The sequence below is a fragment of the Larkinella knui genome (assembly GCF_003858645.1).
GTDB classification, from domain to species: domain Bacteria; phylum Bacteroidota; class Bacteroidia; order Cytophagales; family Spirosomataceae; genus Larkinella; species Larkinella knui.
In genome coordinates this window covers 2,176,506-2,200,146 of the sequence record NZ_RQJP01000001.1, presented here as the reverse complement: position 1 = coordinate 2,200,146, position 23,641 = coordinate 2,176,506, and the positions used below count along the sequence as shown (strand labels likewise).

Below are 23,641 nucleotides of genomic sequence, written 5' to 3'. Positions count from 1 at the left end.
ACAGTGTGACCATCACCAACGGCAGTGGGTGCACGGCGGTCAACACCACCCCGGTGGTGGTGGGCACCTGCCCATCGGTGCCCTGCAGTCTGACGGGGACGGTAGCTTCCTCGCAAACGGTGTGCAGTGGCAGTACCGTCAGCATTCAGCTAAGTGCCTCGGGAGGCACCTTGTATCAATGGAAAGGCCCCAATGGCTACAGCAGTACCCAACAGAACCCAACGCTGAGCACTGCGACGGCGATCAACAGTGGCACCTACAGTGTGACCATCACCAACGGCAGTGGGTGCACGGCCGTCAACACCACTCCGGTGGTGGTAGGCACCTGCCCATCGGTGCCCTGCAGTCTGACGGGAACGATGGCCTCTTCTCAGACGGTGTGCAGTGGCAGTGCCGTCACGATTCAACTGACAGCTTCGGGAGGCACCTCCTATCAATGGAAAGGGCCCAATGGCTACAGCAGTACCCAACAGAATCCAACGCTCACTAACGCTACGGCGATCAACAGTGGCACCTACAGTGTGACCATCACCAACGGCAGTGGGTGCACGGCGGTCAACACCACCCCGGTGGTGGTAGGCACTTGCCCATCGGTACCCTGCAGTCTGACGGGAACGGTGGCCTCTTCGCAAACCGCTGTATGTGCTGGCGGCAGTGTGATTTTGACGGCCAGTACTACGGGTGGCGTGGGGAATGTAAGTTATGCGTGGAATAGTGGGTTAGGCAGTGCCAGTAGCGTGACAGTAGGTTCTTTAACAAACACCACTAGCTTTACGGTAGTCATCAGCGATAGCCAGTGCAGTGTAACCAAGGTTATAACGGTGGTGGTCAATCCGCTGCCGGAAGCTACGCTGGTAACGGCCACAAACCCGACTTCCTGCACCGGTAGCAACGATGGTGCTATTACACTAGGAAATCTGACTCCGAGTCAAAGCTATACCCTTAGTTATAGCCGAAACAATGGCGGAGTAGTCAAGCAAAACCTGACAGCGGGAAGTAATGGACAAGTAATTCTAAATGCACTAACCGCTGGTTCATACAGTATTGCCGTTTCTGCAGGCGTATGCAATGGTGAATCGATAACGGCTACTTTAGTAGCTCCTGGGGCGCCGGAGAAACCGATTGTTGCGGTTTCTCCGTCAGTAACGAGCTGTTTAGGGCAGAGTGTAACCCTAACCGCCACTGGTACTGCTGGTGCTACGTTCCAATGGACCGGTTTAGGCTTGTCGGCATCGACTGGCTCGGTTGTAACTGTTACCCCAGCCAGTGCCGGAAGTCAGATTTATACGGTGACACAAACGGTTAATGGTTGTAAGAGTGCAGAATCGGAAAAGATTACCATAACCGGTGTTCAGTGTACAACCTGTTCGGATGCACCACCTACTATTACCTGTACCACAACCGACATCTGTCCCGGCGATGCTGTTGAGTTGCATGCTTCGGATTGTGCCGGAATTATCGTTTGGTCTACGAATCAGACAGGGCAGAGTATTGTTGTTTCTCCAATCAGTTCGGTAACCTACACTGCTCAGTGTAAAACTGCTACCTGTAGTAGTGCGCTGTCGAAGCCGATTGTTATCAAAGTTTCCGATCCGCAGCCGCCAACCATTACAGCCGATGCCGTCAATAGTTGTATTGGTGGCACAGTGAGCCTGACGGCTACCGGATGTGAAGGTAAAGTAATCTGGTCAACGGGCGCAACGGGGGCCGTCCTGACTGTTACACCGGAAGGAGCAACTACCTATTACGCAAATTGCCGTATTCATAATTGCATCAGTGGACCTTCAGCGAGTATCACGATTCGGACCGGTCCCGTGCCCACTCCCCAGATTAGCAGCAATCCCAACCCTCTTTGTCCGGGAGAAAAAAGCACACTGACGGTTTCAAACTGTACGGGAACTCCGCTGTGGTCTACGGGGGAAACAACCACAAGTATCATCGTTTCTCCTACTGAAACCACCTCATACACTGTGGTCTGTAAACAAAATGCATGTGTGAGCCCGGCGGCTACCATCCAGGTTAGTACCATAGCGAAACCCCGGCCACCCCTGGTTGATATCAGCGCAGATGTAGTTTGTCTGGGAGGTTCAGTGCAACTGACGGCAATGAATTGTCCGGGAACGGTGATCTGGTCTCACAATGCCACCGGAGCCAGTGTCAGTGTAACTCCAACAAACAGTATGACTTACCGCGCTTCGTGTAAGGTGGGCAATTGTATAAGTGACCTTTCTCTGCCACTTTCAGTGACGGTGGTCAATCCGGCAGCACCTATTATCAAATCGGACAAAACCCTGATTTGTGCTGGCGACGTCGTCACACTGATCGCGGAAGGGTGTCAGCTTGGTCAAGTCGTTTGGTCAAATGGTTCGACGGGCAACAGCGTAACGGTCATGCCGGGCGCAACCACCAATTACAGTGCGCAATGTAAGGAGCACATGTGTACCAGCGTGGCTTCAAATGTCATAGCCATCAATGTCACCAACAGCAATGCCCCCACGCCAACGGTTACGGCATCGAATACCGTGATCTGTCAGGGCCAGCCGGTTACGTTGACCGCGACGGGTTGTGGAGCGGGAACGGTTGTATGGTCGACGAACGCAACAGGTAATAGCCTGATAGTCAATCCAACGCAAACGACAGAGTATTACGCAGCCTGCAAGATGGGTACCGGATGTAATGGAACTCCAACGAAAGTGACAGTGCAGGTAAACTCCCCCTCGAAGCCGACGATTCGGGTTTGCAAATGTACGGACGGGCACATCTGTGCGGGCGATGAAATCCGCCTGACAGTCGAAGGTTGTTCGGGTACTCCACTGTGGTCGAATGGAGCCACCACGACGAGCATTATGGTTTCGCCGGCACAGACGACGGCTTACACGGTAATTTGTCAAAATGCTTTCTGTAGCAGTACGCCGTCAGAAGCCTATACGGTGGTGGTAAGTACGCCAACTCCACCGGTGGTTTGGGCCTCAAAAACGGAAATCGAACCGGGAGAAACCGTTACCTTATCGGCTACAGGTTGTGTGGGTGGTCAGATCATCTGGTCGACTGGTCATACCGGCAGCAGTATCGAGGTAAGTCCGACAACGACGACGAGTTATTATGCCCATTGCAAGATCAAAAATTGCATGAGCGACCCGACTCCGGTTATTGTAAAAATTAAAGGAGAGTGTGTCGTACCGACACCACAGCTTTCCGCTTCCACATTGGTGGTGTGTTATGGAGGTTCCGCTATATTGACCGCAACCGGCTGTACGACGGGTACGGTGATCTGGTCAAATGGTGAAACCGGTACTAGCATGTCCATCCGTTCGATTACTGAAAACCGGCCTTATACCGCGATCTGCCAGGTTAGTGATGTGTGCAAAAGTGCAGCGTCAGCGCCAATTAGTATATCGGTCATAACGCTTAATCCGCCAACCATTGCAACCGACAAGCAGGTGCTGTGTCCGGGAGAAACGGCAAAATTGACCGCAGTGGGTTGCCTGGGTGTAGTAACCTGGTCAACCGGAGCAACTGGAACCAGCATCACTATTCAGCCGGTATCCACAACCGATTACTGGGCGACCTGCTCACTAGGCAGTTGCGTAAGTGAAAAATCACCGCTGAATACGGTCAAAATAGGCACGCCAACTTCCCCAACCATTACGGCCAGTACATCCTCCGTCTGTTTTGGGGGGGCTGTAACCTTAACCGCAGCAGGTTGTCAGGACGGGAATGTGATATGGTCGAATAACCAGGTAGGTTCCAGCATTATTATCACCCCGGCATTGTCAGCCACTTACTCAGCGGTTTGCTGTACGTCGAGTGACTGTAAAAGCGGCAAATCGAATGATCTGGTTGTAACCGTGTATCCAAAAGTGAAAAAACCGGTTGTCATAAATCTGACCAACGAGTGTCCATTTGCAACGGCTGATCTCACAAAAGCAGTCAGCAGTTCCGTGTCTCAGGTGGGGAGCGTTTTTGAATTCTATTCCAGTGCAATCCCTGATCCGGCTCAAAAAATTGCTAATCCGAAGTCGGTTCAGGCCGGAACCTATTATGTCGTTGAAAAAACCGCGATGGGTTGCTACAGTCTGGCCAGTCAGATTTTAGTGGTCATCATTAATTGCAATGACGTCATACTTTGTGCCACCAATCCGGCTACGGCATCGGCCGGCCCAAATGCCACCATCTGTTCGGCAAAAGAATACAAACTGAGCGGAACCATTGGGGGAGCGGCAACCAGTGCGATCTGGACCAGCAGCGGAACGGGGACGTTTGACAACGCATCTTTACTCGATGCTACCTACAAACCGTCCTTAGCTGACGTGAATGCCGGTTTTGTCAATCTGACCTTCACAACGAATGACCCCGATGGAAACGGCCCCTGTCAGGCGGCTCAGTCATCCATGAAGCTGACTATCGAAGGGCTGAAGATTCAGCCAACTATCGGCCAGGTCAATTCCGTGCTATGCAGCGGTGATTCGGTGATTTTAAAGGCGTTGCCCGATGGATATAAATACATCTGGAATACGATGGCAACAACGCAGAGTATTCAGGTAAAAACCAGCGGTACGTATTCGGTGCAGGTAGTTGATGGCAAAGGATGTACCTCAATCGCTTCCGAAGGCCTGACAATAACCGTCAAAGCCCCGATCGAATCGCCGGTCGCTCCGATGATGGCCCGCAATACCTGTCCGGACCGTACCGTGAACCTGGTCAAGCTGGTTGAGAATGACCCGATTACGGCTGGTGGTGTATTTGAATTCCATATTGCTGATAATCCGGCTTCGCCGATTGTAATGCGCCCGGACTCTGTCGGTCACGGCATGTTCTACGCGTTCGAGCGGAGCAGCTCGGGATGTTACAGTGCCTCTACCATGATCGATGTGGCCATCTTTGACTGTCACACCGACACCTGTCGAACCGATTTATACATCACCTATACAGCCGACAAGGAGCACCCGAAGGTTGGAGAAATTGTGACCTTCTCCGTGAAGCTGGGCAACCGGGGAGACTGTCCGGCGACGCACAGCGACATCCGGATCATTCTCCCGACCGGTCTGGAACTGGTGTCACCGGGTAATATGGTCGTCGATGCACACGGCCACCTCGGTGTCTGGATTCCGGTTCTTCCGAAAAATGACGAGCTTTCCTTCTACTACTCTGCGCGGATTCTGACCAAAGGACCTATTGTCAATCTGGCCGAAATTACGTACCTCGATCAGGTTGATCCGAAGCTGGCCGATAACAAAGCCACCGTTACTATTGAGGATGTAACACCGACCCAGTCAATGAAAGTAGGTCTGGCAAAAGCCCTGAAAGGTGTTAAGCAAAAGGAAGAAAACTTGTTTGAGTTCACCTACGACATTGCCATAACCAACTTTAGTGATCAGGATGCGACACAGGTTCAGGTTACGGATGATGTTCAGTCAGTATTTGATCCGCACGTTATCGAATCCGTTTCGGCGTCAATTGATAAAGCGTCGATGCTGAAATTGAATTTGGGTTACTCGGGCTGGGTTGGAAATACACAGCTGTTGCTCAATGAAAGTGTCGTTAAAGCCGGTACGACTGAACATGTTCTAGTGAAGGTTTATGTTCGGGCTCAGCCGGATGGCAGTTTTACGAAGACGTTTTTAAACAAAGCCTACGTACTTGCCAACCTGAACGGGTTAGCGGTCGATGATGCGTCGACGAATGGGAACAAAGCCGACCCGGATAATGACGGTAACCCGAACAACAACAGTGAACCGACCCCGGCTAAATTCGACTCCGCACCACCGTCGCCGATTGGCGTTGCGCTGGCGGTGACGAACATAAGCGAGCAGGCCGATAGTAGCTACAATGTCACACTGAAAATAATTGTTAAAAATTACGGGACTACCGACCTGAAGCAGGTCCAACTATCGGATAGTCTGGTGTCGGGTTTTGCCGCTCCGGTCTCCTATAGCGTAATTGCTCCGCCGGTCGTTGGAGTTGGTAGTACACTCAAGCCAAATGGGAATTACAACGGCAGTGACCTGTCCACCCTGTTGGATGGAGCAAACAGCAGCCTGGCCGCTGGTGCATCAGACACGGTTCTGGTGACGGTCAATGTTAAACCCAACAGCGAATTGGGGCCGTTCTATACGCAGGTTATTGGCACGGGTGTTCACGCCGATACATTGGTTACGGATTTGTCCAACAACGGATTTAACCCGGCACCATTGGGTAGTGTCCCAACCGGATTCCGGTTCGATCTGCCACCTTCCTTGCTCGGGGTAGCCAAGTCGGTCAGTAAACTGGAAGACCTCGGATCTGGCGTTTACAACATCACCTATACCATCAAAGTTAGCAACCTCGGTTCAGACGATCTGAAAATGGTTCAGGTGACCGATAACCTGACCGGGACGTTTGGGAGTGATGTGCTGATTGGGCCCACTAAACCAACGCTGACCGCCGATGCTGGTTTGACGGTGGATACGACGTATACCGGACAAGGTCTGCTGACCAATCTCCTGGTGGATTCCCTGAGTAACCTGCCGAAGGGTGCTTCCCGGAATATCAACCTGACGGTGCGTGTCGATGTGCGCAATAGCCAGAAAAATAAGTACGATAATGTGGCTATTGGCAAAGCACTGATGGGTAGTACAATGCTGACCGATACGTCGACGGCCGGGTCAAATGTTGATCCGGACAATGATCTTGATCCGCGGAATAACAGCGTACCAACAACCGTAACCTTGAGGGGTATACCCGTAACACCGAACATCGGGGTGGCTTTGGCCGTAAAAGATACGGTTCGACAGACCGATGGCAGCTACAATGTGACTTATCAGATCATTGTGAAAAACTACGGATCATCGGATTTTGTGGACGTACAATTGAGCGATAAAGTATCAGAGGTGTTCAACGCCACGACGGGAGCGACTTTTAGCCTGGTAGGAACACCGGTGATTCCGGTCGGAAGTAAGCTGCAAAGCAATCCCAATTACAACGGCGATACAGATTTTGTCTTGCTGGCGGCTGGAAGCAAGCTGGCGGCTGGAAAAAGTGACACCCTGTTGTTGACGCTCAATGTTAAAACCGATGGCCGAACGACACCGTACCTCAGCACGGTGTATGCAAAAGCCATAGCCGGTTCAGACACCGTCAGCGATGTATCGACCGATGGCTTTGAGCCGGATCTGAACGGAAACAATGATCCGACCGAAATTGAAGAAAGCGTGGCGACTCCATTGAGCTTCAACCGGAATGCTGATGAAGTAATGATACCGGAAGGCTTCTCGCCCAACGGAGATAATATCAATGATCTATTTGTCATTCGAAATACGGGTGGTGCTACGGTCATTCTGGAAGTATTCAATCGCTGGGGGAATACCGTCTATCGGAACCACGATTACAAAAACGACTGGGATGGATCGACCAATACGGGTGCGCGGATCGGCTCCAGTTCAAAAGGCCTTCCGGATGGTACTTATTTCTACATCGTTGAGTTGAGCGATGGCCGCAAGTTTATACGATTCATGACAATTAATCGCTAAAAACAATGTTACGTAATTTTACCAGAAAGTTTGGAAAGGTGGCGCTTCTGCTGGTGGGTATGGCCGGTACCCGCCAAGTTCAGGCCCAGCAGGACCACATGTTTTCGCAGTATATGTTCAACATGATGGCTATGAATCCGGCTTATGCCGGAAGTCGTGATGTGTTGAGTATGACGGCTTTGTACCGAAATCAGTGGGGCGGAATTGAAGGCGCACCGCAAACCACGACCTTCACCATCGACATGCCCGTCAACCGCGAACGGATTGGCCTGGGTTTGCAATTATTCAACGACCGGATTGGTGAATACAATACGACGGGGGCCTACGCATCGTACGCATTTCGGATCAAGGTGGGGAGCCGTTCCACACTGGGTTTAGGCATTCAGGCCGGAGCCAGCAGTTTCCAGGTTGATCTGTCGAAAGTGAAAACCGATCAGGGGAATGACCCGGCTTTTGCCCAGAATGTTTCCAAAATCCTGCCCAACTTCGGTACCGGTATTTATTTGAGCAACGACAAAACTTACATCGGCGTTTCGGTACCGCAATTGATCAAAAATAAAATTAGTGATTATGATTCCGGTCAGGGGTCGAGGGCCACGCAGCGCCGTCATGCCTATGCCATGGCGGGCTTTGTGGTTCGATTGAGCTCCGTACTGAAATTAAAACCGTCTACTTTAGTGAAATACGTAGAGGGTGCTCCGCTTGGAATCGACGGTAATCTTAATTTCTGGATTGCCGACCGGGTTGCGCTCGGCGTTTCATACCGGCGTAATCAGTTTAACAGCTATGAAAGTGCACTGCATCAAGGCAAGGTGTATACTCAGGATGCCATTGTCGGAATTGTCGAAGTGCAATTGTCGGAACAACTGCGGCTGGGATACGCCTACGATCAAATGCTGAATAAATTGCAGACGTTCAAACTGCCTTCCCACGAAATCATGCTCCGGTATGAACTTGGCTTTGGCAAGAATAAAATTCTGACGCCCCGGTATTTCTGACGCATGGCCGGAATTTACAATTCCGATGTTAGCTGATCGGGGTTCTTACTCTTGACCTTGCCTACTACCGGTACAAAGTCGGTCGGTACCACCCGGAATTTAGAATACCGGCCTTGATTGGGGCCGATTACCGGGTCGTTTCGTTTAAATCGGCAACGACAACGCTTATAAGCGGTTCCGACGTCGCGTTCACCGGCCCCTGTTCGACGTTTCGATGAGCAGCGTCATAATTCCATAAATTAGCCCAAACTATGCGCTTTTTTTACCTTACTTGTTGTCTGGCAATTTTCTTTGCCGGGTCAGCGATGGCGCAATCGTTGCTTAAACAGGCCGATCGCCAGTTCGACATGCTGGCCTACAGTAACGCAATCGAACTGTATGAACAGGCACTAAACCGGACCGAATTAGGGGAAGAAGAACGACTGGCTATACGCTCGAGACTGGGTTATAGCTATCGTCAGGTCAAGGATTCGCAAAATGCCGAACGGGTTTACCGAACAATGCTTGGCTCGCTAAAGGAGCCTGCCAATGAGTATATTCCCTGTTATCTCTATTTCGCCCAGGCATTAGCCAGCAATGGGAAATACCGGGAGTCGCAGGAAATGTATGATCTCTATAGCAAATACCAGAATTCCGATCCGCGGGGAAAACAATTAGCCAGACTCTACAACGACCTCAGTATCCTTTCGCGCAATCCCGGAAATTATAAAATTGAATTTTTAGAAATCAATACCACAAAGGCTGAATTCAGTCCGATGTATTACAAGGAAGGACTAGTTTTTGTAACCAACAAAAGGCCGGGCAATGCGTTAAAGCGGGTTTTTAGCTGGGATAATTCGTCTTTTCTGGATTTGTATTATATGCCGGAAACCGCCGTTATGGGTGAAACCGTCGCTAGTCTGGGAGGGGGATCGGTAAGCCGGAAAAAAAAACGAGCCAAATCGGTGCGAACTTTAGGCGAGGATGAATACACCGATCCAACGGCCAATGATACCAGAACGGTCGGTTTCAGTACGGGTGCCACGAGTCAGAGCCCGGGAGAATCGGTGGATACCAAACCGTTTGAGCGTGCTCTGAATACGAAATACCACGAAGGACCCGTCGCGTTTACAAAAGATGGATCAAAAGTTATTTTTACGCGCAATAATTACAACAAAGGAAAGTACCGGGAAAGCGCCGACGGTATCAATAAGCTCAAATTGTATGTGGCTGAGAGTCAGAAAGGTTCCTGGGGCGATGCCGAAGAACTGCCGTTCAATAGTGATGACTTTTCGACCGGTCACCCGGCTTTGAGCCCGGATGACAACCTGCTTTTTTTTGCGTCAGACCGCCCCGGCGGTTTTGGCGGAACCGATTTATACGTTTCTCGTTTTGCGGACGGGAAATGGTCGGAACCGGTTAATCTAGGCAATGAAATCAATACAAAAGGGAACGAAATGTTTCCGTTTGTCGACGACCGGGGCAATCTTTATTTCTCTTCGGATGGTCATCCGGGTTTGGGCGATCTGGATATTTTTTATGCGCAACTGACTGATAAAACCGCCGTTAAGTCGGTGCAGAACATCGGTGAACCCTTCAATTCGTCAAAGGATGATTTTGGTATTGTTACCGATGGCGCCAGAATGCTGGGATACATCAGCAGCAATCGGTGGCGGGGGGGGAGCGACGATGATATTTACCGCTTCAGGCGGGAAGGGTCCTTGTATGCATGCCGCGAACTGACTATCCATGTTTTCGATGCCCAAACGAAACAAGCCCTCAGCAATGCCTGGCTTGATATTGATCAGAAAGACATTCAGGATGGCAAGCGACAGACCCAAACCGACGGCGAGGGAAACATCCGGATCTGTCTGGACCCGGAAAGCGATTTTCGGATTTTAACTACCATGAGTGGCTATCAGTCTAATTTACTGGGATTTTCGACCAAAGGTTTGTCTGACGACCAGCCGTTGCGCCTGGAAATACCGCTAAACAGTACTCAATTGGTGCTTACGCCACCCCGGAAGTCCAAAATCCGGGGCCGGATTCTAACGCAGACCGGTCGTCAACCCATTGACAATGTGGAGGTTATTCTGAGGAATCTTTGCGATAGTACCGAGTTGAAAATGATGACTGGCTCGGATGGAAGTTATGAGTTTCTGGTTGATCCGGGTTGCGAATACAGTATCGAAGCCCTAAAAGATTGCTTGGGAACAACAGGGGCCCGCATTTCTCCGGTCGCCAATGCCAATACCGAACTAACCATGTTTCGCCAGGGTGATATCATTCAGATCGATAACATTTACTATGACCTTGATAAGTGGGCAATTCGCCCGGATGCTGCGGTCGAAATGGATAAACTGGTCGTTTTGATGAAAAAATATCCGGCAATGCGGATCGAGATGCGGTCACATACCGACAGCCGGGCCTCGGCCGTATACAACATCACCCTGTCGATGAATCGGGCAATGGCCGCTGTGACTTATCTGGGAAAAAGCGGTATTCTGGCCCGACGAATGAAAGCGGCCGGCTACGGAGAACGCCTGTTGTTGAATGGATGCCGGGACGGTGTAAAATGCACCGAGGCCGAACATCAGCGCAATCGGCGTACCGAAATTAAGATACTTCAGATTGAATAGCTTTACTTTGTACTTTCGTACACTCAATTTCATTCGTGAATGATTCGACCGCTTGTCTGGAAATTAACCAGCATCGTTGCCTTTGTACTTGCCGGAAGTCAGGCGGTTTTGGCACAACGCGAAGTACTGTACTCGCAATACCTGATTAATCCGCTGACGATCAACCCGGCGTTTGCCGGTAGCCGCGAAAGCCTGACGATGACGGCTGTTTTTCGCCGGAAATGGTTTGGCCTTCAGGGTCAGAGTTTTCCTATAACGCAAAGTTTTGGTGCGGATGGTTCGCTGGCCGGAGGAAAAATTGGCATTGGATTCCAGGCCCTGAACGATCGGATGGGACTTTATTCGACAACGGGCTTTTACGGTAGTCTGGCGTATCGGATTACGTTGCCGTCGATGGCAAAGCTGTCTTTCGGCGCTTCGGGCGGCATCAATGTAATCCCTATTTATGACCCCGCCAGTAGTTCAGGAATAAATAAAGCCATGCCCAGTGTTGGCGCGGGGGTTTATTATGAAGCCGAACGATTTTGGGCGGGTGTTTCGGTTCCTGAACTCGTTAATCGCCCGATATCGATTGCGGGTGGGCAGAATGCACCGGTCCGCTACCAACGCCCCGTGTTTATAAATTTCGGCGGACGACTCGTTGCGGGCGAAGGAATAGATTTCCTGCCTTCTATTCTGCTTACGCAACAGACAGATCACCCGCTCGGTATCGACCTGAACGCCAAAGTCTGGATCGAACAGAAATTGGGTTTGGGGCTGTCCTACCGGGCTAACAACAGTACGCTCATCACCACAATGAATTACTTTGTTGCAATGGCCGAATACGAGTTGTCGAAGAGTATTCGGGTGGGCTATTCGCTCAGTAGCAAGCAGGTTGAAAATCCTTTTTATCCCCAGAAAAGCGTTCATGAACTGATTTTCAGATTTACGCCCAGTCCGACAAAATTCAGATACCACTAATCGGGATACGGTATTCAATGGTACACTTGCCGATGCCCCAGGTGGAAGTCGCCTGGGGCAGACACCACCAACCGGTATCCGACTACCGTAAAACCGCAATCGTATGAAAGTTTCCGGTTTCAGTTTCATCCGCAACGCCATAAAATTTGATTACCCCATCGTTGAAGCCATTCAGTCCGTTCTGCCGCTTTGTGACGAATTTGTGATCGCGGTTGGTCGGTCCGAGGACAATACCCTGGGACTCATTCAGTCGATTCCGTCCGACAAAATCCGGATTATTGAAACCGTCTGGGACGATTCACTGCGGGAAGGCGGGCGGGTGCTGGCGGTTGAAACGGACAAGGCGCTGGCGGCCGTTGCGCCGGATTCCGACTGGGCATTTTACATTCAGGGCGATGAAGTATTGCCCGAAAAATACCTTCCTGCCGTCCGGAAAGCGCTGGAACACTATCAGCATGATCAGCAGGTCGAAGGGTTGCTGCTCAACTACCTGCATTTTTACGGTTCCTATCGGTACGTCGGGGATTCGCGCCGGTGGTATCGTCGGGAGGTTCGCATCATTCGAAACAATGGCAACATTGCGGCTTATCGGGATGCCCAGGGATTTCGGACGCGTGACAACCGAAAACTGAATGTCAAACTCCTCGATGCGACGATGTATCATTACGGATGGGTCAAACCGCCGGAGAAGCAGGCCGATAAGCTCAGCAACTTCGGGCGGTATTGGCACACGGACGAACACATGGCCAAATCACGCGAAGAACTGAAAGGGTTTGATTACCGCGAAGTGGATTCGCTGGCTCTGTTCGAAGGAACGCACCCGGCCGTCATGCAGGCCCGGATTGATCGGATGAACTGGCAGTTCGATTTCGACATCCGGCAAAAGAAACTCTCCTTCAAAAATAAACTGTTGAAAACCATCGAGAATCTGACCGGCTGGCGGGTCGGAGAGTATCGGAATTACAAGTTGTTGTAAGCAGAAAAAACCGCTCTGGGCGGTTTTTTCTGCTTCGACGCGAAACTGAGCTTACGGTTTTGCCTTCATTTTAGCCAGCTCTTCCTCATAGGATTTGGTATCGTTACCCAGGGCTTTCTCTTTGAGAACGGCCTCTTCCTGCATCTTGACAGCTTCTTTTTTACGTCCCAACTTGCTGAGCAGGTGGGCGTTGGTGTCCATATACATGGGCGATGCATCCAGTTCCAGCGAGCGATTCGACCAGGCAAGTGCCTGGTTGAGGTCTTTGGAATCGGAGAGGGTTTCGTAGTAGGCCCAGGCAATGTTGTTGAGTTTGCCCGCCACCTGCCCGGATTCGGCTTTCTTCATATAAGCCCCCATTTTCTTCATCTGCTCCGCGTTTTTAATCGAATCCGGCATCATGGCCTGGCTTTGTTCAAAGCGTTTATACCCGGCTTCATCCTTTTTACGCAGCGACTCCACGGATTGAGACATCAACTTGGTGTCGGCATAGGCGCCCGCTAGCTGGCGGTATTGATCGGTGTTTTTAGTCTGGCGGTAAAAATTCAGGCGGAATTCCAGGGCCATTTCGTCGGCCATCTCCGGTGTAAGCGGACGGAAAAACGAGGCTAATTTCTCGTTTTTGACAATGAGTTTTTCCAGCTTCTGCTCATCTTTCTGGCTAATAACCTCCTTCAGGCTGCTCCGGATGGCCATCTGCATGTTCATCAGCGCTTCCCGACCGATTTTTGACATACCTAATTTGGGTGCGTGCTCCAATAAGATGTCAAAGGCTTTCGAATCCGCCGACGAAACCGAACCCGCCAGCAATTCCAGATTCTCCAGGGTGGTCCACTGCGCTTCCGGAATGGTTTTCAGATAGTCATCCAGAATGGGGCCGGACGGCATTCCCAGGCGCGCTCGTTTCTTTAGATAAGCCGCCAGAAATTCCGAATCCCGTTTGCCGCTTTCGTACTCTTTGTCCCATTCCGACAGCGGTTTGGGATCTTTGGACACTTCAATCGCTTTATCGGCCTCCTCCAGCAACCCTTTGATGCCGCTGTAGCCAATGGCGCGGTAAATCAAATCTCCTTTCGCGCTGACAAACAGGGACGTTGGGTACGCGGTAATCCGGTATTTTTTTGCCAGGTCGATCCCTTCGCCCTTCTCGGCGTCAATTTTATAACTGACAAAATGCGTGTTGAACTTCTCCCCAACTTTCGCATCCGGAAACGCTTCTTTGGACATCAGTTTGCAGGGACCGCACCAGGTCGTATAAATATCGATAAATATGGGTTTGTTCTGCCGCTGGGCTTCGGTCAGCACCTCTTTCCAGGTACCTGTAAAAAAACGAACGCCGGTTGGTTCGTCGGCATAGGCAGCGAAAACTGCCAGTGTGAGCGTAACAAGCACTAGTATCTTTTTCATAGCCGGAGAAATTGGTGTGTGTATGTGCAAGATAAACAAAAAAGCAATGATCTATTTTTCATGGATGGGAAAAATCGACAAAATTTTCGGCACCGGATCGTATTCGCAAAACCACATACTATCGCTTAATGACCGTGCTTTTTTCGGTTATTTCGGCCGGCCTGGTCCTGCATCTTTTCCTGATGACGCTCTTCCGCTTCTTCGACGGAATGGGATTCGGTTACTTTCCGATCCCGCTTCGCTTTTTCAACCAGCACGCCATAATACCGGTGTAGCGTGATCAATTCTTTTTCCGACAAATCTTCAATATTCAGCAAGCGGTTGCTGGCTTTGTTGTGCGATGCAATCAGCTCGTTCAATTTGAGTTGAATGGCCATGGAATCCTTATTCTGGGATTTCTGAATCAGAAAAACCATCAGGAAGGTGATAATCGTCGTACCGGTATTGATAATCAATTGCCAGGTGTCGGAGTAGTGAAAAATAGGCCCGGTTATTAACCAGACAACGATTGTTAAAAAGGCAATTAAAAAAGCCGTTGAGCTTCCGGTCGCTTTCGTAACGAGACCGGCGAAATGTTCGAAAATGGCAACGAATCCCTTTTTTTCCATTAGTGGGGTATTTTAACGTTAATTTTTAAGTTAGGTTTTATTCAACAGTTTGAAAAGCAGCCCGATAAGCACTCCGTACGCAGCGAGAACCAATTTCGTTCTGGTAATGTATGCTTAATATGGCAAAATCCCCAGTACCTGACTTCCCCGGCCGCATTACAAACGAAAAAGATAAAGCTGAAAGTCTTTCCTGGAAAGACCGTTTTGCGGCTCTCCGTAACCTTCCGGCCTTCTTCCGGATGATCTGGCAGGCTTCACCCGGTTTATTTTTGGGCAACGCGGCCGTGCGGCTCGTTCGGGCGGCCATGCCGGCCATAACGCTCTATATTGGTAAACTGATTATTGATGAAGTGATTCGGCTGGCTGGCCAACCCGGCAGCGACACCCGCTGGCTTTGGACATTGGTGGCCGCTGAATTCGGGCTTGCCATTCTGTCGACGGCGTTGGGGCGGCTCACCAGCCTGCTCGATGGGCTGCTGGGCGATCTGGTGACCAACCAGACGTCGGTTCGGCTTATGGAACACGCGGCCACGCTCGACCTCGAACAGTTTGAAGATGCCACGTTTTACGACAAACTGGAACGGGCCCGGCGGCAAACAACGGGTCGGTCGTTTCTGCTTACCGGCGTTTTCGGGCAGGTGCAGGAGTTGATTTCGGTGGGGTTTCTAGCGGCTGGTCTGGCCGTTTACAATCCGTGGTTGCTGCTGCTGCTGTTGCTGGCCGTCATCCCGGCTTTCATCGGTGACAATTATTTTAACCAGAAAAGCTATTCCCTTTCGCGCAGCTGGACGCCCGAACGGCGCGAACTCGATTACCTGCGGTTTGTTGGAGCGAGTGACGAAACCGCCAAAGAAGTGAAAATATTCGGTTTGTCGAATTTTCTGATCAATCGTTTCCGGGATTTGTCGGGGCAATATTATCGGAAAAACCGGGATCTGTCCATCCGTCGGGCGGGCTGGGGAACGGGCCTGACGATTATCGGGACGGTGGGCTACTACAGCGCTTACGTCTGGATTGTGGCCCGGGCGGTCAGTGGCGGTATTTCCATTGGTGATCTGACCTTTCTGGCGGGTTCCTTCCGGCAACTTCGCGCGTCGATGGAAGGCATCTTGTTGCAGTTCAGTAGTTTAACGCAGGAAGCCGTTTACCTGCAGGACCTTTTCGATTTTTTTGACATAAAACCGCTCATTCATTCGTCGGAAAAACCGCTTTTGTTTCCGACGAAAATTCAGGAAGGCTTTGTTTTTGAAAACGTTGGCTTCAAGTATACCAATTCGGACCGCTGGGCACTTCGCAATCTTAGTTTTACCCTTCCTCCCGGCGAAAAACTGGCGCTGGTGGGTGAAAACGGGGCCGGAAAGACGACCCTGGTCAAACTGCTGGCCCGGCTTTATGATCCGGCTGAGGGACGGATTCTGCTCGACGGGCACGACCTGCGTGAGTATGATCTGCTCGATCTGCGCCGGAATATCAGCGTGATTTTTCAGGATTACGTACGCTTCAAGATGTCGGCCGGCGTCAACATTGCCGTGGGCGACATCGACGAACGAACCAACCAGCCCCGCATCGAAAACTCGGCGCAACGAAGTCTGGCCGATACCGTAATTGCCAAATTACCGGGCGGTTACGAACAACAACTGGGCCGAAGTTTTGGCAAAGGCGTTGAACTTTCGGGTGGAGAATGGCAAAAAGTGGCGCTGGGCCGCGCCTACATGCGGGACACGGAAGTGCTGATTCTGGATGAACCGACGGCGGCTTTGGATGCCCGCGCCGAATACGAAGTTTTTCAGCGGTTTGCCCGCTTGACCGAAGGCAAAACGGCGGTTATCATTTCCCACCGGTTCTCGACTGTCCGTATGGCCGACCGGATTCTGGTGCTGGAAAGCGGTCAATTACTGGAAATTGGCAGCCATAGCGAATTGCTGGAAAAAGGCGGGCGCTACGCGGAATTGTTTCAGTTGCAGGCGCGGGGGTATCAATAACCCTTTGTTTAAGGTTACTCCTCAGACGGAAATCCGCGTTGCTAATGCCAGATTAAGTACGTATTTTTGTACGTATTCAAAAACAATTCTGTATGCAGGTAGTAAATTACACCGAGTTCCGGCGAAGCATGAAGGCCAAACTTGACCAGGTCAGTGATGATGGTGACACCGTAATTATCAACCGCAGTGAAAATAAGAACGTTGTTTTGATCTCTTTGCGGGAATATAATTCTTTGAAAGAAACGTTACATCTGCTCAGTTCGGAAAAGAACCGGAAACGCCTGGTGGATGCCATCGAACGGACAAACCGGGGGGACTTCGAAATTCATGATTTGATTGATGACGAAGCATGATATTGGTGTGGGATAAAGATGCCTGGGATGATTATCTATATTGGCAACAAACGGATAAACTGATCCTCCGCCGAGTCAACGGATTGATAAAAGAATGCTTGCGAACACCCTTTGAAGGCAAAGGCAAACCAGAACCACTCAAGGAAAACTTAAGCGGTTTCTGGTCGAGACGAATCACAGATGAGCACCGATTAGTATATCGCGCCGATGCGGATCGCTTGTATATCATTCAATGCCGGTATCATTATTGAGGCTGCTGGTAAGTGGGCTACTACTTTCTTATCGCTTTTTCGATACAAAGAACGTCCGTTGAGAGTTTCCTACAGGAAAGTTGCGGGATATTTCTAGTCGGGGTTACGTTCGCCTTCGTCAAAGCAGTTTCGGGCATGGCTTCGATTGAAGGAGGCACGCCGAAAACATTAATACAAAAAATTACGGAGTATTCCAGGAAAAAGCTTATAAACAGCGCTTTAACCTTCCTTCGGCCTCGGCCCCCGAAACGCATCTTTCTGCTTGATTTCCGTCAGTTTGACCGGTTTTCCTTCCCGCGCCGACTGGTAAATGGCTTCCATGATGCGCTGGTCCTGCAAACCTTCTTCGCCGGGTGTAAACGGTTGTTTGTTCTGCAGGATGCATTCCGAGAAATGATCCATTTCGGTCGCAAACTGGTTCTTTTCGGCCAGTTTGGGTTGATCGGTATGCTCAATTTTTCCTTCGGCGTGCGAGGTTTGGACCCGGATTCCGTTGTACGAAAATGCCGGCGCTGCTTCCATCCAGCCCCGCTCGGCATGAACGCGATACCGGCGCGACTCATGCACTCCGTAGTGCGTGGAACAACTGGCGTAGATTCCGCTCGGAAATTTCATTTGCCACGACACAAATTCCTCCACTTCCCGAAAACGGGCATCACCCGGTGTGCTATACTGCCAGGCAAACACTTCGGTTGGTTCTTCACCCAGCAGATAGCGAACGGTATTGAGACAATACAGGCCGATGTCGGGTAAAGCACCTCCGCCAGCCAGCGCCTTGATGTGTCGCCAGTGCTGTGGATTAGCCGAATTCTGGGCGTTGACGGCTTCGATGAACTTGACGGTGCCGAATTTTTTGTCCTGAACCAGCTGCCGGATCATCCGGTTATTGGGCTCATACTGAATCCGGTAGGCTACCATCAGCTTCCGGTCGGCTTTTTTACAGGCGTCGATCATGGCCTGGCAATCGGCCGCCGACGTTGCCATTGGTTTTTCGCAAAGGATGTGCTTCCCCGCCTGCGCCCCGCGAATGGTGTATTCGGCGTGCATGGAATTGGGCAGCACAATGTAGATGACCTGAACTTCCTTGTTGTCCCGCAGCCGGTCGTAGTTCTGGTAGCTGTAGCAATTTTCGGGTTTGACGCCGTACTGCTTCGCCACTTTCTGCATTTTTTCCGGACTTCCACTCACCAAAGCCACGACTTTTGACGTTTTCGATTCGCCAAAAGCCGGTAAAATTTCGTCCAGGGACAAATGGCCTAGACCGACAATGGCGTAGCCAACGCGCTGGTCGTCGAGCATGGGTGCGGGCGTTTCCGATTCCTGCTCGGTCTTCGCCTTCCATTCTTCCAGTTGAATGGGCTCATCGGCTTTGTCAGGAACTTTCGCGGGCGGTGTTTCCCAGCTTGAAGAAGAAACCTTTACTCCATCAGGAGAAGTGTAAAAGGTTGATTGTGAGCGTGTAGAAGATTGGCTAGTTCGGCAGGAAGCGCCAATTCCACCGACCACACCAACAGCGATGGTCCGGCCCGCCAACTGTAAAAATTGCTGACGCCCCAAACCTTTTTCGCGCATCAGGTCAGCTAATTGATCAAGTTGTTTCATAACGTTGCGTTGAAATTTCTACGTTTGGCAACCGACCGTTTTAAAGAATTGTTTCGGCTTAAACCAGAAACCCAAGAAACAAACCGGCGATAATCAGTAAGTAAGGCGGTATTTTTGAATACTCCAGCAGCAGAATTGTGGCTACCACGATCAGAACCGACGCCCCGCTGCCGGACATGGGCTGAAACAGTAAAATAGCCGCTGAAGCCGTCAGGCCGGTGCTGGCTGCGTTGATGCCTTCCAGGGACGCCCGCACCCCGCGGTATCGTTTCAGCTGGTTCCAGAAGCGGTAGACGAAGAAAATCAGGAAAGTGCCGGGCAGGAAGATTCCGGCGGTGGCCATCAAACCGCCTAACAACTGGCCACTCAACCCATAGTCGCGCATCGACAGAACGCCAATGTAGGACGCAAACGAAAAAACCGGTCCCGGCGTGACCTGCACAATGGCCAGACCCGACAAAAATTCCTGCCGGGATAAGTAGTGTTTGAATTCGACAAACTCGTTGTACAGCATCGGCGTCAACACCTGACCTCCGCCAAAGACGAGACTGCCGTTGCGGTAAAAGTTTTCGAACAGCCGGAGCGGGAGCGATTTGGTGATCGCACCCACGGTAGCGGCCGTAATCAACACGCCAATCCAGAGAAAAAAGTTAGCCCATTTGATCTGGATGGGCGCTTTTTCCATCTTCTCGTGTTTCTTGTAAAAAAAAGCCGTGGCAAATCCGCCGGCAATGAGCACAACGGGTGTAATATACGGTGACGGAAAGGCGTACGACGTGAGCGCGGAAATGACGGCCAGAACAATTCCCATCTGGTTAAGAATGACCTTTCTGGCAATTCGGTAGCCGGCTACGATCAGAAATCCAACCGCCATCGGCTGAATAAACCGCGTGAAGTCGAGCGAAATGGACCGTTGCTGGACGTAGTAGATACCAATGGCCGTCAGCGTCATGATCAACACACTCGGAAAAGCCCAGACAATCAGCGTTAAATAGGCCAGATTGGGTCCGCCGATTTTAAAGCCCAGGGCCGTAATGGTTTGCGTGGACGTGGGGCCCGGCAGGATCTGACAAAGGGCGTTCAGTTCCAGTAATTCGGCTTCCGTCAGGTAGCGCCGTTTCATAACGAAGCGGTCGAGCATCATCGCCAGATGCACCTGGGGACCACCAAAGGTCGTGCAGGCTAAAATCAGAACATCTTTCAGAAAAATAAAATACCGTATACGCCTTACCGGGGTCGGAGGGGTGTAAGTAGAGGGGTAGGAGGCCATACACGGAAATCTTTACTTTGTCGCATCGTGAACCATACGGTAGGTCAGTCTACAGAAACCCGTTCACCATGCGACAAAAGCAAGCTGGTAACATTTAGAGGAAAGATACCACTATTCACTTCTTTTTCAAACCCAGTTCCTGGAGTCGTTCGTCCAGAAAGGCTCCGGCGGTCATATTTTCGTAAATTTTAGGATGTTCGGTTGAAACGCAGCTTTCCAGGCAGGTGAGATCCATGTCACCCCGGGGATGCATAAAAAACGGAATCGAATAGCGGGGGCTGTTCATCTTCTCACGGGGCGGATTCACCACGCGGTGGATGGTCGACTTCAGTTTGTGGTTGGTCAGGCGGTCGAGCATGTCGCCCACGTTGACGATGACCTGATCCGGCAGGGCGGTAATCGGGATCCATTTGCCATCGCGACGCAGCACTTCCAGCCCTTCAGCGCTGGCGCCCATCAGGAGCGTAATCAGGTTGATGTCGCCGTGAGCTGCGGCCCGAACTGCGCCTTCCGGCACCCGATCCGGATTCAGCGGGAAATAATGAATGGCGCGCAGAATGCTGTCACCGTGCGCCACTTTATCATCAAAATACGCTTCCGGTAATTCCAGGTACAGCGCGATGGCCCGCAGCAACGTCCGGCCCGCGTTTTCCAGCGTCTGGTAGGTGACAACGGTATTTTCTTTGAAATCGGGAAACTCGTCCGGGAAGACATTTTCCGGCATGCCGTTGATGGGTTCCGGTTGACCAACGTGGTAGAATTCCTTCAAATCCGCCACCTTGAATCCCTTCGCCGTTTCTTTGTTCTTGCCAACGTAACCGCGCTGGCCGTGCAATTCAGGAAATTCGTATTTCTTTTTGGTTTCTTCGTCCGCCGAAAAAAACGCCTTGACGGATTGATACAGGTTGGCCGTCAACTCGTCGGTCAGACCGTGATTCCGGATGGATACAAAACCGATGTTGTTAAAGGCCGCTCCTAAATCCTGCACAAATTTTGCCTTCCGCTCCGGTTCTCCCGAGGTGAAATCGGCCAGATTTAACGACGGAATCTGGTCGTATAAGATATCGCTCATGGTGTTGATGTCCTTCGTTTTTCAGTGCGCAAAGGTACTAAAAAAAGGCTTTCAGGCCTACCGGTTTTAAACGTACACGTCTGAAACCGGTAGGCCTGAAAGCCTGATTAAGTTGGTTAAGCCTTCACGGCTGCATTGTACAACTCGTTGACTTTCGACCAGTTAACGACGTTCCAGAAGGCCGCAACGTAGTCGGGCCGACGGTTCTGGTATTTCAGGTAATAAGCGTGTTCCCACACATCCAGACCCAAAACCGGGGTGCCTTTTTTCTCCGCCAGGGCCATCAGGGGATTATCCTGATTGGGCGTTGAAACGATGTCGATGTTCTGTCCATTGACGATCAGCCACACCCAGCCGGAACCGAAACGACCGGTGGCGGCTTTGGCCCATTCTTCCTTGAATTTATCGAAGGAACCAAATTTTTTGGTGATGGCTTCCGACAAATTTCCCGAGGGCTGTTTGCCGCCATTGGCACCGAGAATATTCCAGAAAAACGTGTGATTCCAGTGGCCTCCACCATTGTTCCGAACGGCTGCGGGCGTGCTGCTGTCCACTTTTTTCACCAGTTCGTCGATCGACAACGATGCCATGGCCGATCCAGCTACGGCTTTGTTCAAATTATCGACGTAGGCTTTGTGGTGTTTATCGTGGTGAATTTCCATCGTTTGCTTGTCGATGTGCGGTTCCAGCGCACCCGAATCATAGGGCAGTGGGGCTAATTTGAATGGACCTTCGGCCTGAGTCAAGCCGGAAAAGGCGGACGACTGGAGGGCTTTCAGGGTGAGGGCGCTACCAAATGCCAGTTTTAAAAACTCACTGCGGTTCATATTCAGACGGTTTGAGGTGAGATACTCGGTTTGTTGGAAAACACCCGCGAAACGGCAATGTTTTCATAAACCGCAAAGAAAGCGACTTTTTAAAACAAATGATACGGTATTGGGTTTCCGTTCGCTCAAGAGCGGTCGGAAGATGTGGAAGAAACAGAACGGGTTTACTATTATTGCAAAACAGTAAACAACACCCGAAATGCATCGTTTTCCACGCTTTTTTAGTGCTATACTCGCTTTTGCAATCAGTTGTTGCGTTCATCCCAAAGCGTATTCGCCCCAAACCGGTCGAATCCGAACCGTTACACTGCCAACATCAGCCGCCCGGATCGAGCGTGGTCGCTATCTTGCCAACCACGTTGCGGCCTGTATGGATTGCCACTCGAAACGGGATTATGCGCGCTTAGCGGGTCCGGTTGTGCCGGGAACCTTCGGCGGAGGGGGCACCGAATTTGGCAAAGACTATGGTTTGCCGGGGACTTATTACGCCAAAAACATCACGCCGTTTGCGCTGAAAAACTGGAGTGATGCGGAGCTTTTACTGGCGATGACGGCGGGTGTTTCGAAAAACGGGAAACCGCTGTTTCCCCTGATGCCCTACGCCAATTATGGAAAAATGGACGAAAATGACGCGCTGTCGATTCTGGCGTATCTGCGCACGTTGAAACCGGTTGAAAACGCAGTTCCCGATTCGAAACCAACGGCTCCATTGCGAATGGCGATGAAAATGATGCCGCACAAGGCGCGTTTTCGGGCGATGCCGGACCCCAAAAACAGCGTTGACTATGGTCGTTATCTGGTCACGATGGCGGGCTGTGCCGACTGCCATACCAAACGAGGGATGGGCGGTTTGGCCAAAAAGGCGGCTTTTGCGGGCGGGACGGAAATCAGGATGGCGAACGGAACGCTTCGAACGGCGAATATTACCCCGGATCAGGAAACCGGAATTGGCTCCTGGACCAAAACCGCCTTCATCAGCCGTTTCAAAACGTATGACCCGGCCACGTTCAAATCACCCGAAGTGGGCGATGGGTTCAATACCGTCATGCCGTGGTCGATGTACGCGGGCATGTCGGAGCAGGATCTGGGCGCTATTTACGCGTACCTGAAAACCGTCAAACCGGTGCGAAATAAAGTGGAAGTGTTCAGCCGTACCCACGGACTTTAGGCCGTGAGATCCTACATTATTTATGAGCATTTGATTAATAC

15 protein-coding genes are annotated in these 23,641 nt (G+C 51.1%); 9 read left to right on the top strand and 6 right to left on the bottom strand.

Going from position 1 to position 23,641, the window contains the following annotated elements; translation table 11 throughout:
- Positions 1–59 precede the first annotated feature (59 nt).
- From EHT87_RS08930 to EHT87_RS08910, 5 genes are all read left to right on the top strand, one after another.
- Positions 60–7,508 (top strand): T9SS type B sorting domain-containing protein, encoded by a 7,449-nt coding sequence (locus EHT87_RS08930; RefSeq protein WP_221621988.1) that lies wholly within the window; start codon positions 60–62, stop codon positions 7,506–7,508.
- A 5-nt stretch (positions 7,509–7,513) separates the two neighbouring features.
- Positions 7,514–8,506 carry a PorP/SprF family type IX secretion system membrane protein gene (locus EHT87_RS08925; RefSeq protein WP_124905910.1) on the top strand — a complete coding sequence of 331 codons (993 nt, stop codon included), beginning with the start codon at positions 7,514–7,516 and terminating at the stop codon, positions 8,504–8,506.
- 251 nt (positions 8,507–8,757) lie between these two features.
- Positions 8,758–11,124, top strand: coding sequence for an OmpA family protein (locus tag EHT87_RS08920; protein WP_124905908.1), 2,367 nt, complete (start codon positions 8,758–8,760; stop codon positions 11,122–11,124).
- Positions 11,125–11,163: 39 nt separating this feature from the next.
- Entirely contained in the window at positions 11,164–12,084 is a 921-nt protein-coding gene (locus EHT87_RS08915) for a PorP/SprF family type IX secretion system membrane protein (protein ID WP_124905906.1), read from the top strand.
- 103 nt (positions 12,085–12,187) lie between these two features.
- Positions 12,188–13,060 (top strand): glycosyltransferase family protein, encoded by an 873-nt coding sequence (locus tag EHT87_RS08910; RefSeq protein ID WP_124905904.1) that lies wholly within the window; start codon positions 12,188–12,190, stop codon positions 13,058–13,060.
- A 51-nt stretch (positions 13,061–13,111) separates the two neighbouring features.
- Here EHT87_RS08910 and EHT87_RS08905 read toward each other — a convergent pair whose 3' ends face one another.
- On the bottom strand, positions 13,112–14,467 hold the full coding sequence (locus EHT87_RS08905; RefSeq protein WP_124905902.1) for a thioredoxin fold domain-containing protein: 1,356 nt from the start codon (positions 14,465–14,467) through the stop codon (positions 13,112–13,114).
- Positions 14,468–14,592: 125 nt separating this feature from the next.
- Complete coding sequence (locus EHT87_RS08900; RefSeq protein ID WP_124905900.1) at positions 14,593–15,075, bottom strand: low affinity iron permease family protein; 483 nt, start codon at positions 15,073–15,075, stop codon at positions 14,593–14,595.
- A gap of 119 nt (positions 15,076–15,194) precedes the next feature.
- On the opposite strand from EHT87_RS08900, the gene EHT87_RS08895 reads away from it, so the two are divergent.
- The 3 genes from EHT87_RS08895 to EHT87_RS08885 all read left to right on the top strand — a co-directional run bounded on the left by EHT87_RS08895 (position 15,195) and on the right by EHT87_RS08885 (position 17,661).
- Positions 15,195–17,057, top strand: coding sequence for an ABC transporter ATP-binding protein (locus EHT87_RS08895; protein WP_124905898.1), 1,863 nt, complete (start codon positions 15,195–15,197; stop codon positions 17,055–17,057).
- A 92-nt stretch (positions 17,058–17,149) separates the two neighbouring features.
- On the top strand, positions 17,150–17,410 hold the full coding sequence (locus EHT87_RS08890; protein ID WP_124905896.1) for a type II toxin-antitoxin system Phd/YefM family antitoxin: 261 nt from the start codon (positions 17,150–17,152) through the stop codon (positions 17,408–17,410).
- Positions 17,407–17,661: a Txe/YoeB family addiction module toxin gene (locus EHT87_RS08885; protein ID WP_124905894.1), complete on the top strand. Its 255-nt coding sequence runs from the start codon at positions 17,407–17,409 to the stop codon at positions 17,659–17,661. The genes EHT87_RS08890 and EHT87_RS08885 overlap by 4 nt, the downstream gene beginning before the upstream one ends.
- A 219-nt stretch (positions 17,662–17,880) precedes the next feature.
- Here EHT87_RS08885 and EHT87_RS08880 read toward each other — a convergent pair whose 3' ends face one another.
- The 4 genes from EHT87_RS08880 to EHT87_RS08865 form a co-directional block, all read right to left on the bottom strand.
- Positions 17,881–19,263, bottom strand: coding sequence for a Gfo/Idh/MocA family protein (locus EHT87_RS08880; RefSeq protein ID WP_124905892.1), 1,383 nt, complete (start codon positions 19,261–19,263; stop codon positions 17,881–17,883).
- Between the two features lie 58 nt (positions 19,264–19,321).
- On the bottom strand, positions 19,322–20,533 hold the full coding sequence (gene chrA, locus EHT87_RS08875; RefSeq protein ID WP_124905890.1) for a chromate efflux transporter: 1,212 nt from the start codon (positions 20,531–20,533) through the stop codon (positions 19,322–19,324).
- Positions 20,534–20,648: 115 nt separating this feature from the next.
- Complete coding sequence (locus tag EHT87_RS08870) at positions 20,649–21,605, bottom strand: isopenicillin N synthase family dioxygenase (RefSeq protein WP_124905888.1); 957 nt, start codon at positions 21,603–21,605, stop codon at positions 20,649–20,651.
- 116 nt (positions 21,606–21,721) lie between these two features.
- Positions 21,722–22,432 carry a superoxide dismutase gene (locus tag EHT87_RS08865; protein ID WP_124905886.1) on the bottom strand — a complete coding sequence of 237 codons (711 nt, stop codon included), beginning with the start codon at positions 22,430–22,432 and terminating at the stop codon, positions 21,722–21,724.
- Positions 22,433–22,631: 199 nt separating this feature from the next.
- Between EHT87_RS08865 and EHT87_RS08860 the strand changes: the two genes are divergently transcribed.
- Positions 22,632–23,600 (top strand): c-type cytochrome, encoded by a 969-nt coding sequence (locus tag EHT87_RS08860; protein WP_124905884.1) that lies wholly within the window; start codon positions 22,632–22,634, stop codon positions 23,598–23,600.
- Positions 23,601–23,641 lie beyond the last annotated feature (41 nt).